16 protein-coding genes are annotated in these 12537 nt (G+C 65.5%); 9 read left to right on the plus strand and 7 right to left on the minus strand.

All coding sequences use genetic code 11. The features are described from left to right. Positions 1-234 precede the first annotated feature (234 nt). From WFR25_RS06650 to WFR25_RS06690, 9 genes are all read left to right on the plus strand, one after another. Positions 235-573, plus strand: a complete 339-nt coding sequence (locus WFR25_RS06650; RefSeq protein ID WP_021243088.1) for a hypothetical protein — start codon at positions 235-237, stop codon at positions 571-573. Positions 574-715: 142 nt separating this feature from the next. Next, positions 716-1195 (plus strand): heavy metal-responsive transcriptional regulator, encoded by a 480-nt coding sequence (locus WFR25_RS06655; RefSeq protein ID WP_336969678.1) that lies wholly within the window; start codon positions 716-718, stop codon positions 1193-1195. After that, positions 1192-1413 (plus strand): hypothetical protein, encoded by a 222-nt coding sequence (locus WFR25_RS06660; RefSeq protein ID WP_062345065.1) that lies wholly within the window; start codon positions 1192-1194, stop codon positions 1411-1413. Before WFR25_RS06655 ends, WFR25_RS06660 begins: the two co-directional genes overlap by 4 nt. A 58-nt stretch (positions 1414-1471) precedes the next feature. Continuing rightward, positions 1472-1792 (plus strand): hypothetical protein, encoded by a 321-nt coding sequence (locus WFR25_RS06665; RefSeq protein WP_132884057.1) that lies wholly within the window; start codon positions 1472-1474, stop codon positions 1790-1792. 23 nt (positions 1793-1815) lie between these two features. Next, positions 1816-3726, plus strand: a complete 1911-nt coding sequence (locus WFR25_RS06670) for a 2Fe-2S iron-sulfur cluster-binding protein (RefSeq protein ID WP_132884055.1) — start codon at positions 1816-1818, stop codon at positions 3724-3726. Then, positions 3726-4454 (plus strand): hypothetical protein, encoded by a 729-nt coding sequence (locus WFR25_RS06675; RefSeq protein ID WP_043150673.1) that lies wholly within the window; start codon positions 3726-3728, stop codon positions 4452-4454. The genes WFR25_RS06670 and WFR25_RS06675 overlap by 1 nt, the downstream gene beginning before the upstream one ends. Beyond that, positions 4451-5173, plus strand: a complete 723-nt coding sequence (locus tag WFR25_RS06680; protein ID WP_043150670.1) for a hypothetical protein — start codon at positions 4451-4453, stop codon at positions 5171-5173. Before WFR25_RS06675 ends, WFR25_RS06680 begins: the two co-directional genes overlap by 4 nt. Next, complete coding sequence (locus WFR25_RS06685) at positions 5160-5603, plus strand: DUF1622 domain-containing protein (protein ID WP_037476104.1); 444 nt, start codon at positions 5160-5162, stop codon at positions 5601-5603. The genes WFR25_RS06680 and WFR25_RS06685 overlap by 14 nt, the downstream gene beginning before the upstream one ends. A gap of 14 nt (positions 5604-5617) precedes the next feature. After that, positions 5618-6058, plus strand: coding sequence for a four-helix bundle copper-binding protein (locus WFR25_RS06690; protein ID WP_037476106.1), 441 nt, complete (start codon positions 5618-5620; stop codon positions 6056-6058). A 146-nt stretch (positions 6059-6204) separates the two neighbouring features. Here the strand turns inward: WFR25_RS06690 and WFR25_RS06695 are convergent, their stop codons facing one another. From WFR25_RS06695 to tal, 7 genes are read right to left on the minus strand one after another with little or no spacing between them, the layout of a single operon-like run. Continuing rightward, positions 6205-6951: an HAD-IIB family hydrolase gene (locus tag WFR25_RS06695; protein ID WP_009824013.1), complete on the minus strand. Its 747-nt coding sequence runs from the start codon at positions 6949-6951 to the stop codon at positions 6205-6207. Further along, the gene (locus WFR25_RS26585) at positions 6884-7144 is read right to left on the minus strand and encodes an HAD hydrolase family protein (RefSeq protein WP_409592948.1); all 261 of its coding nucleotides are present in this window, start codon (positions 7142-7144) and stop codon (positions 6884-6886) included. Before WFR25_RS26585 ends, WFR25_RS06695 begins: the two co-directional genes overlap by 68 nt. Then, the gene (locus WFR25_RS06700; RefSeq protein ID WP_037476108.1) at positions 7053-7247 is read right to left on the minus strand and encodes a hypothetical protein; all 195 of its coding nucleotides are present in this window, start codon (positions 7245-7247) and stop codon (positions 7053-7055) included. The genes WFR25_RS26585 and WFR25_RS06700 overlap by 92 nt, the downstream gene beginning before the upstream one ends. A gap of 34 nt (positions 7248-7281) precedes the next feature. After that, entirely contained in the window at positions 7282-8718 is a 1437-nt protein-coding gene (gene zwf / locus WFR25_RS06705; protein ID WP_336969684.1) for a glucose-6-phosphate dehydrogenase, read from the minus strand. Positions 8719-8724: 6 nt separating this feature from the next. After that, entirely contained in the window at positions 8725-9711 is a 987-nt protein-coding gene (gene gnd / locus WFR25_RS06710) for a phosphogluconate dehydrogenase (NAD(+)-dependent, decarboxylating) (protein ID WP_043150666.1), read from the minus strand. A 15-nt stretch (positions 9712-9726) separates the two neighbouring features. Then, positions 9727-11388 carry a hypothetical protein gene (locus tag WFR25_RS06715; protein WP_235209634.1) on the minus strand — a complete coding sequence of 554 codons (1662 nt, stop codon included), beginning with the start codon at positions 11386-11388 and terminating at the stop codon, positions 9727-9729. A gap of 5 nt (positions 11389-11393) precedes the next feature. After that, complete coding sequence (gene tal / locus WFR25_RS06720) at positions 11394-12524, minus strand: transaldolase (RefSeq protein ID WP_200866908.1); 1131 nt, start codon at positions 12522-12524, stop codon at positions 11394-11396. Between the last annotated feature and the right edge of the window lie 13 nt (positions 12525-12537).

The raw sequence follows: 12537 nt of genomic DNA on the forward strand, positions 1-12537 counted from the left end.
GGGCGCAGCCAACCAAAGTCTCGCGCCGCGCGGATTTTGAAGTGCTGACGGCTGATTCCGTCAACTCCGCGTCAATAAAGACCCGGCCCGGGAAAGAAGACCGGCTGCGGCCTCTACGTATATCGAGGCTGGACCCGGGACCGTAGTCCCAAGCCTGAAGAGACGCTCTTCCCCTCGGCAGGTCCGGGCGGTGGCTTACCATCCAAGGAGGTGAATATGGTCAGAAAAACTCTCATGGTCGCGCTTGCCGGCATTTCGATGCTTGCTGCCGTCCCCGCTATGGCCCAGGGCATCGGGCACAGCTTGTTCATGCGCGGCTCGATCGTCGACACGGGCAGCAACGGCACGGTCGTCTGCATCGGCAAGGCCGATGGCGCCGAGGTCGGCCAGAAGCTCGAGGTCTATCGCGTCGTGACCCATCCGGGTCCGTCCAAGGGCGTGGCGCCGACCTACCACCGCCAGCTCGTCGGCCATGTGACGATCGATCATATCTTCGATGATCACTTCGCGCACGTGTCCGTCGCCGACGGTACGCCTGCCAAGCACGACATCGTCGAGCTTCGCAAGAACTGACGCGCCGGTGGCCCGGCGGCACACGCTGCCGTGATGCGAGGCGTCGGGGCAGCGGGTTGCCGGCGGCATGGGACCGTTCGGGCTCGAGGCGAAACCGCTTGACCCTGGACCATGGTCCAACCGGCATGATCGAGCGGATGACATGGGCAATTTCAAGATCGGCGAACTCGCCGCCGCCGCGGGCGTGGGCCGCGACACGATCCGCTATTATGAGCGGATGGGCTTGCTGCGCGAGCCCGCGCGCACGGCGGCGGGCTACCGGCTCTACGACGCGACCGACCTCGAGCGCGTCAATTTCATCCGCTCGGCGCAGGAGCTTGGCTTCACACTCGAGCAGGCCCGGAAGTTGCTGGCGCTCAGGGCGTCGGACACCGCGCATGCCCAGGCCGTGCTCGATATCACGCTCGCCAAGATCGCGGATGCCGAAGCCCGGCTCGAGCGCCTGTCCGATATCCGCGACATGCTGCGGATGCTCGCCGATGAATGCCCGGGTGAAGTACCCGTCTCCGATTGCCCGATCCTCGCCTTCCTGACGGCGCGGCGGAAAGACCAGCAGCATGACAAGAAACTTCAGGCAGCGCAGGACGAACGATCATCACTAGCGAAAGGGGTTTTGTCATGACGAAAATGCGTTTGATCGCCGTCCTCACGCCGGCGCTGCTTCTGGGCGCCTGTGTGACCACGCGGCCGACCTCGGCGCAGGTCGAGAGTTGCCGGGCGATGGAGGGCAATATGGGTCTCCAGACGCCGCATGATCATGGCGAGATGAAGGGGCAGGGGCGCAACCCGATGAACCTCTCGCACGACCGGTGCCTTCAGATCCTGCGCAACGCGCAATGATCGGGTCCGGGCGCCATCCCTGGCGCCCGGACACAGTTTTCAAGCCAAGGAGCAAGCTATGATCAACCATGCGAAAAAAGCCCTTCCGCTTGTCGGCGGAAGCCTGTTGCTGGCGCTCGCGCTTTCGGGCTGCGACCGCCAGGCCGACCAGACGGTGCCGCCCGCGGCGAACAGCGTCGCCGCCACCCCGGTCCTGACCGACAGCGGCAACGCTGCAGACGCGGCGCCGATGGACGCGATGAGCAACCAGGCCGAGATGGAGCGGCATCACCGTCAGGCGATGGACCATGACGCGATGCGCGCCGGGGCCGGCAACCAGACCGTGCCGGCACCCGATCCCGCGCCGAGCAATTCGGCGATGCCGATGAAGGATATGTAAGCGCGCTGAAAAAGGGGATGAGGATGTCCAGGCGGATCAGCCTTCGACGCTTGAGCCTCGGCTGCGCAATCGCTCTCAGCCTGTCCGCGAGCGCGGGCGCGCAGGAGGGCGGGGATCATGCCGCGCATCATGGCGCAGGCATGCCGGCCGGCGGGGGCATGTCCGCACCGGCAGAGCCGGGGTCGTCGGACATGGCGAAGATGATGAACCCCATGATGGATCGCATGATCAATGGGGAAGGGGAGAATGAGCACGGCCACGAATCGCGCCGGACCGGCTTCATCTCGCAGCTGCTCGCCTTTCCCGCGCTCGACGAAGCGGCAAGGCAGCGGGTCGCTGCGCAGGCTGGCGAACGGGTAAGCACGGGCCTGGCGATGATCAACGCCGCCTCGGCCGACGGCGCGCGTGCAACCACGGTCTCAGCCCGGCTCGATGCGGCGCGGCGCCTGCGCGAGGGAACCGACCTGTTCCGCTCCGGCACCGCCGCGCAGGGCGCGATCGGCGGCTTGCAGCCGCCCCGGGAGGTCGGGCTTGCCTGGCTGCGCGATCAGCTCGACATCGACCAGGCCGCGCCCGGCCATGCCGGTCACTGGTTCGGCATCTCGCCCTCGCACCTGCTTCTCATGCTGTTCCTGGGGCTGGTGAGCGCCACGCTGATCGCGCTGCAGATCTTCCGCCTGCGGCGGATCGGAGCGATCGCCGGCGGTGTCGCCACCGCCAAGGTTCCAGCAAAACCGGAGCCGACGGCTGCCCCTCCCGCTACCAGGGTTGCGCCCGCGCCTGCACCCGTTGCCGACAGCGCTGGGCTCGCGCCGAGCAATGCGGCCGCACCCGGTGGGGCTTCGCTGCGCAAGCCCAAAAGCTGGGCGGGGCAGCTGCGCGTGGTCCAGATCGTGCGAGAGACGCCGAGCGTGCTGACCTTCCGGCTCGCGGACCCGGCCGCCGACCGGCTGCCGTTCGACTTCCTGCCGGGCCAGTTTCTGCAGGTTGAGGTAGAGCCCGAAGCGGGCAAGACCGCGCGCCGTTCCTACACGATCGCCTCTTCGCCGACCCAGCGGGCCTATGTCGAGCTGACGGTCAAGCGCGAGGAGCAGGGCGTGGTCTCGCGACATCTGCACGACAAGGTCGTCGCCGACGATCTGCTGAAGGTCAGCGGACCGTTCGGCGCCTTCACCTTCACGGGAACGGATGCGCAGAGCATCGTGCTGATCGCGGGCGGGGTCGGCATCACCCCGATGATGTCGGTGCTGCGCTATCTCACCGACACCGCGTGGAAGGGCGATATCTTCTTCTTCTACGGCGCACGGTCGACCGAGGAATTCGTGTTCCGCGACGAGCTCGAGCGGCTCGAACGCCGCTTTCCCAACCTCCATGTCGTCGCCGCGATGCAGCGCGCGCCCGGCACCGTCTGGATGGGCCCCGAAGGGCCGATCACCCGCGAGATGATCCTGGCTGCGGTGCCGGAGATCGCGAGCCGGCGGATCCATATGTGCGGCCCGCCGGCGATGATGGGCGCGATGCGCGGCGTGCTGGCGGAGCTCGGCGTCCCCGAAGCGCAGCTGCACACCGAGGCGTTCGGTCCGGCCTCGCTGCCGGCCGACCACGAGGATCTCGAGGTCAAGCCCGCGCCCGCGCCAGCGGATAAGCCGGCCCCGAGCGCCGAGGTGGCGCCGAGCACGGTGACCTTCTCCGTGTCGGGGGTGTCGGCGGCCTTGCCCGCGGACGAGACCGTGCTGGAGGCGGCCGAGGGCGCGGGCGTCGAGATCCCCTATGCCTGCCGTGCGGGCACATGCGGCGCCTGTGTCGTCAAGCTACTGCAGGGCGAGGTGACGATGGAGGTCGAGTCCGGCCTTGCGCCCGCCGACAAGGCGCAAGGCTATGTGCTCGCGTGCCAGGCGAAGGGAACGGGCACGCCACTCGTGGTCGAAGCCTGATGCGCGAACGCAGCGACATCGCCGTCGGCCTGCTGGTCGCGTTCCTGCTGCTGTTCCCGTTCGGCTACCTCGTGCATGTGTCACCGCGCTTTCCGGGCAGCCTCGCTGGCGGGATCATCGGGATCGCAGCGCTCGTGCTGATGCTGCTGACGCTTCCCTATGTCGCGGCCAAGCACATCGCCTGGGTCGACAAGCTGCTCTCCCGGCTCGTCAGCAAGCCGACCCTGCTCGCCATCCACATCTATGCCGGCGTGCTGGCGCCGATCCTGGGTCTGGTCCACGCCGCGCACAAGCTCGAAAGCCCGGTCGGACTGCTTCTGACCGTCCTCCTGCTGATGACGGTCATCACCGGCTTCATCGGCCGTTACCTGCTTGCCCAGCTTGGTCGGGCGCTGCGCGGACGCAGGTCGGAACTGGCCTCGCTTCGCGCCGCCTTCCTCGAGGAGCCGGCGGCGCCGACGCAGGCCGATACCGCAGCCGCGCCGCTGTCGGGCTGGAAGCGCTATCTGTTCGTCGCCGGGGATGCGCCCGCGGGCCAGCACCCCCAGGACAAGGCGGGGATCGCCGCGGCGCTGGCCGATACCGAATTCGCGATCCGCGCCGAAGAGGCAACCAACACCCTGTTCGCGCGATGGCGGTTCCTGCACATCCTGCTGGGCTGTCTCATCTTCGCGCTGCTCGCGCTCCACGTCGGCGCGGCGATCTATTACGGGCTGCGCTGGCTATGAGCTGGCAGCGTCTTTCCTACGCCGTCTTCATCGCAGCCCTGCTGGTGATGGTCGCCGCGGTCGCGATCCGGATGCGATCGGACGCGCCTAGGGATGCCGGCCTGGTGGCGCAGCTCGTCTCGCCCGGCCCGCTCTCGAGCGCGCACCAGTCCTTCGCCGGCCAATGCACGGCCTGTCACACGCCGGGCAAGGGCGTCGAAACCCGGACCTGTCTCACCTGCCATGCAGGCACGGATTTCGGGACGAAGCAGTCGACGCAGTTCCACGCGAAAGCGACGCAGTGCACCTCCTGCCACGTCGAACATGAGGGAGAGCGCGGCATCATCCGCATGGATCACGCCGCGTTGCTCGACATGGCGAAGTGGCGGCAGCCGTTGGCGGGCATGTCGACAAACATTCGAAGCCTGACCCCCGAGACCGCGCTCAATTGCGCGAGCTGCCATGCGTTCCGCGATCCGCACCAGGGCCTGTTCGGCACCGACTGCGCGAGCTGCCACAAGACCGACAGCTGGAAGATCGCCAATTATCGCCATCCGTCGGTCAATTCGACGCAGTGCGCCGAGTGCCACAAGGCGCCGCCCAGTCACTTCATGGAGCATTTCAGCATGGTCTCGCAGCGCGCAGCCGGATCGAAGGCGCGCGTCGACCAATGCTATGCCTGTCACGCCACCGACAGCTTCAACAATATCCGCAAGCGAGGCTGGTATGATCACCATTGAGGCCGACTGGCTGAGCGCCTTCTTCCGGCTCGCGGTGATCGGCCTGGAACTGGCGGGTACGCTGACCATCCTGGTCGGCGCGGGGCTCGCAACCTTTCTGTTTGCGCGGCGGGCGAGGGCGGGCGACCGGACCGAGGCCTATAGCGCGTTCCGCTCGGCGCTCGGCCGCAGCATCCTGCTCGGCCTGGAATTCCTGGTCGCCGGCGACATCGTCAAGTCGCTGGTGATCAACCCGACGCTCGACGATCTCATCGTGCTGGCAGGGCTGGTGCTGGTGCGGACCTTCCTGAGCATCTCGCTCGGGGTCGAGATCAACGGCCACTGGCCTTGGGAGGAAACCCGGATGGCGCGGGAGAAGGCACGCGCGGCGTGGGATGGGTCGCCTGCGACGGCTGAGGCCGCCGGATGCGGTACAGCGCTCAAGGGATAGCAGATGGGAGGTGCATGATGATCGAGAGACGCGAATTGCTGATGGCCGGCGCCGGCCTTGCCGCCGCTGGAACGCTGGCTGTGCCGGCGGCGGGGCAGCAGCATCCAATGGAAGGGATGGCGATGTCGATGACGGACTGCATCGACGATTGCGTGGCTTCGCACCGCATGTGCCTGGAGACCGCCACCTGGCTGACCAAGCGAGGCGGCGCGTCAGCCACGGCGTCGCTGATCGCCATGCTGAACGACTGTGCGGAACTGTGCCAGGCGTCCGCCAACTCGATGCTGCGCGAATCCCCCCTCCATACCATCCTGTGTCGCGCCTGCGCTGACGCCTGCGAACGATGTGCGCGGGAATGCCTGAGCCACGTCGTGGACGAGCGGATGAAGCGTTGCTCGGCTACCTGCAAGGACTGCGCCGCCAGCTGTCGGATGATGGCGGACATGGCGAGCTGAGTTTCCTCGGACACGCCCAGGCGTAGTGGGGTCAAGCAGATCCGGCACTATTGAAGCGATCCGTCGGCTCCACAATGTGGGGCCGCTGCGAAGCTGGGTCGTATGGGTGCGAAAGCGGGACTGGTTAAGGATCGGCGGTAGCGCATCTAGACCAGCCAGGCAGCGATCGCGCCAACCACCGACTTGGTTTCGGCAACGTCGCGGACTCGCACGGTATCCAGCCCGAGGTGCTTGGCCGGATAATCATTTCCGCCCGGGAAGATCGCGTCACCGAAGAAGATCATCTCGTCGAGTGCGACGCCGGTCTGCTCGGAAAGGCGCTTAAGGCCATAGGCCTTGTCTATGCCTTCGCGGGTGATGTCGATCGATGTCGCCCCGCCGATATTGATGGCAAAGCCTGGCAGCAACGGCTGGAGCAGGGCCTGCAATTTCTTGCGCTTGGCGTGATCCGGATCCCACGTGTCCTTGGCCTCGAGCGGCGCCTGCTGACCGAGCGCGGAGAATGTGATCTGGCTGCCGCGATCCTCGATCTGCTCGCCCCAGATGTTCTCGTTTGCATAGCCCGCCTGCTCGACCGCCTTGGTCAGTGCTTCGCGGATGCGCTGGCTTTCGTCGCCGGTGAACAGATCGGCATAGATACGCGTCCATTGGCCGTCGGCGTGACGATAGAGCTTGGTGCCCGTGGTCGGCTGGATGATGAAATTGTCGAGCCGCGCCCGGGCAGGCATGCGTGACACCACCTGTTTCTCGAATTGCGGCCAGTCGCCTCCGGAGATGATCGCTACCATCGTCACGTCGAGCAGGCGGGTAAGCAGATCCGCCATTTCATCGTCGAGCGGCTGCTTGCTGAGCGCGAGCGTTCCGTCGAGGTCGAAAGCGGCCAGTCGCTTCATGATGATCTCCCACAAGCGGCAGCAGAAATGCGTCGATGGCATCGGCGATGCCATCTTTGTCGTTGCTGGTTGAAATGTAGTGCGCTGCGCTACGGATCTCCTCAGGCGTCTTGCCCATGGCGATCGATAGCCCGGTGCGCACGAGCAAAGGGCAGGTCATTGGGCATGTGGCCGAGCGCCCGCGCCAGGGCATCGACGCCAGCTCGCTTGTTGGCATAGGAGTTGGTGATGTCCAGATAGTAGGTCCGCGACCGGGCAGTCGTCGCCGACGCCAGGCTCTTGTCCTTGCGAACCAAAGTCCGTCGATGTCGGAGATGACGAGGCCAAGCATCATTGGCCGATCCTGTGCCAGAAGCGGCCATCGCGTTCGAGTAGGGCATCTGCGCCGGCCGGGCCGGCGCTGCCTGGTGCATAGGATTCAAGCCTGCCCTTGCCCTTGGCCCAGTGATCGAGGATCGGCTGGACCGCGGCCCAGCCCGCCTCGATCTGCTCGGCGCGCTGGAACAATGTCTGGTCGCCGGTCATCATGTCATAGAGCAAGGTTTCGTAGCCGGTCCGGCCCGACAGCTTGAAGTGGTCGGCATAAGTGAAATCGAGCGTTGTTCCTGCGGTCTTGATCACTGGACCCGGTTTCTTGACCAGCATGTCTAAGACGATGCTTTCGTCCGGCTGCAGCTGGAAGATCAGGCGATTGGCTGGCAGGCGGTCGATCGGACAATCGCGGAATAAAGCGTAGGGCACTGCCTTGAACGTGACGACGATCTCCGTATCGCGCGCTGCCAGCGCCTTGCCGGTGCGCAGGTAGAAGGGCACGCCGGCCCAGCGCCAGGTGTCGACTTCCAGCTTCAGTGCGACATAGGTCTCGGTCCTGCTGTCGGCAGCGACATCCGGGACCTTACGATAGGCCGGCACGTTGCGGCTGCCGACACGGCCCTTGCCATATTGGCCGCGCACTGCGCAGACTGCGGTGGGCTTGCGGATCGCGCGCAACACCTTGGCCTTTTCGTCGCGGATCGCGTCGGCATCGAAGCTGTTGGGCGGCTCCATCGCGATCATCGCCAGCAGCTGGAACAGATGGTTGGGGACCATGTCGCGGAGCGCGCCGGTTGCATCGTAGAAAGATCCGCGCGATCCGACCTCGACCGTCTCGGCGGCGGTGATCTGGACATGGTCGATATAGCGATTGTTCCACACCGCTTCGAACCATTGGTTGGCGAAGCGCGCGACCAGGATGTTCTGGACAGTTTCCTTTCCCAGGAAATGGTCGAGCCGGTAGATCTGGCTTTCCGGGAGCAAGGCGAGGATTCGGGCGTCAAGCGCCTTGGCCGAGGCGAGGTCGTGGCCGAACGGCTTTTCGATCGCGACGCGGCGGAACCGACTGCCCGCTTCCGCCATCAGGCCTTTGGCGGCAAGCTTTTCGACGATGGCGCCGAAGAATTGCGCCGGCGTGGCAAGGTAGAAGACCGCGCTTCGGTCGCCCAACGCCTGGGCGACATCGTCGAACACCCGGTCTGCGGTGAAATCGCCCTGGAGGTAGGCGATGCGCTTGCGCAGATCACGCCAGCAATCGCCCTCGGTCGCGAACTTATCCAGGCTGGCGCGCAACGTCTCGTCATCGCCATCGCTGCGGCCGATGCCGAGGATGGTGAATTCCTTTCCCAGTAATCCGTCGGTGCACAGATTGGTGACGGCGGGGACCAGCAGGCGGCGGGTCAGGTCCCCGGTCGCGCCGAAAATGACCAGAGTGGCGGGTGGGGCCGTCTTCATGGGAGCCTACTGCGGCATTTCGGTATGGCCGCCGAAGCCGAAGCGCATCGCCGACAGCACCTGGTCGCCGAACGTATGTTCGACGCGGCTGCGATAGCGCGCGAACAAGGCGGCCGAGAGGACGTAGGCGGGCACCGCTTCCTCCATCGCCGCCTCAATCGTCCAATGGCCTTCGCCCGAATCCGCCACGGTGCCGGTAAACTGGGCGAGCATCTGATCCTTGGCGAGCGCCGACGCGGTCAGGTCGAGCAGCCAGGAGGAGATGACCGATCCGCGGCGCCACACCTCGGCAATGTCGGTGAGGTTGAGATCGAAGCGCTCATCCTCAGGAAGCTTGTCGGATTTCTTCGACTTCAGGATGTCGAAGCCCTCGGCATAGGCCTGCATCAAACCATATTCGATGCCGTTGTGGACCATCTTGACGAAGTGGCCGGCGCCAGGCGGGCCGGCATGGATGTAGCCGAGCTCGGCGCGCGCATCCTCGCCTTCCTGCTCCATCCGATTGGGCGTGGGGGGGATCGTCCCTCGGCCCGGTGCCATCGTCTTGAAGATCGGATCGAGGTAGTCGACCACCTCCGTCTCGCCGCCGATCATCATGCAATAGCCGCGTTCGAGTCCCCAGACGCCGCCCGACGTGCCGATGTCGACATAGGCGACTTGCTTCGCCACGCAGAGCTTCGCGCGGCGGATATCGTCCCTGTAGAAGCTGTTGCCGCCGTCGATGATGATGTCGCCGGGCAGGGACTTTTCGAGCAGGGCGGTGATCGTATCCTCGGTCGGAGGACCCGCCGGGAGCATCACCCAGAAGATGGCGCGCTCGGCGAGCTTGCCGCGCAGATCGTCGAGCCCGGTCGCGCCGACCGCGCCTTCCTTGACCAGATCGTCGATCAGATGCTGGTTGCGATCGAAGACGACCGCTTCATGTCCGCCGCGCAACAGGCGACGGACGATATTGCCGCCCATGCGCCCCAGTCCGATCATCGCGATACGCATTTATGCTGATCCCCTTCAATTCTGTAGCGAACGCGCCACCAATGTTTCGAGGGTATTGAGATCCCCTGTGTTGAGATGAATGCGCAAGGTGCGCTGCCCGCGCGCGGCGAGCACGTCGAGATCGCCACGCGCCTGCGCGAGCTGGACCGTGCCGAAGCTGGCCTTGCGTCCGGGCACCGGTACGTCCGGGTTCGGCGTCCGCGTGATCTCGAGGAACACGCCGCTCTTCGGACCGCCTTTGTAGGCCTGGCCGGTCGAATGGAGGAAACGGGGGCCGAAGCCGGCGACGGTCGCGACACCCTTTGCCTCGACCACCGCCTGGCGCATCCGTGCGACGGCTGCCTCATGTTCGGCATTGCGTTCTAGATAGACGAGGAAGCCGACATAGGCGCCGGGCTCGGCGCTGGCGAAATGGTCGCGCAATATCTCGACCGGATTGGTCGCGGCGAACATGTGGTCGCCCGGTGCGGAAAAGGCCATGGCCGCATCCTGGTGGAACGGCGTTTCGGGGGCGAGTGCACCCGATTCCTCATATTTGTCGATCAACTTGCGCGTCGCGATCTTGGCATCCTCGACATCGGGCTGGTCGAACGGATCGATGCCGATCACCGCACCGGCAAAAGCGGTTGCCACTTCCCAGCGGAAGAATTCCTGCCCTATCAAATCCTTGGATGCGAGCGTGATGCGCACCATCGGCTGACCGGCGGCAACCAGGGCATCGGCCTGCTGAGTCAACCGGCTCACGTCCTCGCCGTCGAGCGTCAGCAAAGCGAACAGCCGGTCGCTTCCATAATCGGCGGCGGGAGCATCCGGCTCGACATCGACGGGCACGATTCCCTTGCCATGCTTGCCGGTCGATTCGGCGATGAGCTGTTCGAGCCAGGCGCCGATCGGCTCGAGGCCGGGGCTGGTCTGGATGGTGAGCTTGTCGCGGCCGGAAACCGCCGCCTCGCCCATGATCGCACCCAGGATCAGGCCGGGATTGGCGGTGTCGCCCTTGCACGCCTCGACCAGAGGCTGGGTCGCGGCGAAAAAGGCTTCGACGTCGATCCCCATCATCGCTGCCGGCACCATGCCGAATACCGACAGGACCGAATAACGCCCGCCGATCGCCGGATCGCCGAGGAAGATGGCGTGATAGCCATGCTCCCTGGCCAGTTTCTCGAGCTTCGATCCCGGATCGGTCACGGCAACGAAGCGGTCACCATCCTTGCCGGCCAATTCCCAGAAATAGGCGCGGAGCAGTTCGGGCTCCATCGTCGATCCCGATTTGGATGCGACGAGGAACAGGGCCTCGCTGGGATCGATCTTCGACGCGACCGTGCTGATCTGGCCTGGGTCGGTTGAATCGAGGGCGTGGACGGTCGGATAGCCGGGCGCAGCGCCGATGATCTCGGCCAGCACTTCGGGGCCGAGGCTCGATCCGCCCATGCCGAGCAGGACGACGTCCTTATGCCCGCGCGCCTTGGCGGCGATCGCCTTCAGCTGGGCGAAATCGACCTGCTTGCCTCCACCGGCAGCGAGCCAGCCGACCCATTTGGCTTCGTCGCCGTTGGTCCAGAGCGATGCGTCGGCGGCCCACAGCCGCGTACCCCATTTCTCCGCCGCCGCTGTCTTGAGCCTGGCATCGACCGCGTGGCGCAGCGGCTCGGGCAGGTCGGCGTGGAAATGGTTCATGCGCTTCAGGCCTCCGCTTTGGCTTTCTTCGCCTCGATCGCGCCGAGCAGCGTGTCGGCCGCGTCGGCGAACAGTTTGACGCCATCTTCGACCAGCTTGGCGGTGACGCCGGACAGATCGAGCCCGAGCCGGTCGGTCTCGGCCAGGACATGTTCAGCCCCCGGCACGTCCGCGGTCAGCGTCTGCTTGAGCGTGCCGTGATCCCGGAACGCGTCCATCGTCTTGGGCGGAATGGTGTTGACCGTATCGGGGCCGATCAGCGCGTCGATATAGAGCGTGTCGGGGAAGGACGGATCCTTCGTGCCCGTCGATGCCCACAGCAGACGCTGTGGCATCGCCCCTTCGGCGGCAAGCTTCTTCCACCGGTCCGACTTCACGAAGTCGAGATACCATTGGTAAGCGAGCTTGGCGTTGGCGATCGCGACCTTGCCGCGTACCGCCTTGAGCGCGTCGGCATCCTTGTCGCCGGTGGCGACACGCTCGTCGATCTTCTTGTCGATCGCGCTGTCGATGCGGCTGACGAAGAAGCTGGCGACGCTGGCGATGCGATCGATCGTCTCGCCCTTGGCGAGCCGCGCCTCGAGCCCTTCGACGAAGGCCATCGCCACGGCGATGTAGGCCTCACGCGCAAACAACAAGGTGACGTTGATGCTGATCCCGTCCTCGATCAGCTGGCGGATCGCCGGGACGCCGACCCTGGTGCCCGGCACCTTGATCATCAGGTTCGGGCGATCGACCATCTTCGAGAGCCGCCGCGCCTCGGCGATCGTCTTGTCGGTATCGTTGGCGAGATAGGGCGAGACCTCGAGGCTGACATAGCCGTCCTTGCCGTCCAGCCGGTCGAACACCGGACGCAGCGTGTCGCAGGCATCCTGGATGTCCTTGACCGCCAGCGCTTCGTAGGTTTCGACCACCGATGCGCCCGGATTGGCGGTGACGAACGCCTTGTACTGATCGTCATAGGCGGTGCCCTGGCCCATCGCCTTCTCGAAGATCGACGGGTTCGAGGTGACGCCGGTCAGGCCGTCCTCCTCGACAAGCTTCCGGAGGCCGCCTTCCTTGAGGAAGGAGCGATCGACGAAATCGAGCCAGGGTGCCTGCCCCGATTCCTGGAGCTGCTTCAACAGACTCGTCATGGGGCAGACCTTT

Source organism: Sphingobium aromaticiconvertens, from assembly GCF_037154075.1.
GTDB lineage: Bacteria > Pseudomonadota > Alphaproteobacteria > Sphingomonadales > Sphingomonadaceae > Sphingobium > Sphingobium aromaticiconvertens.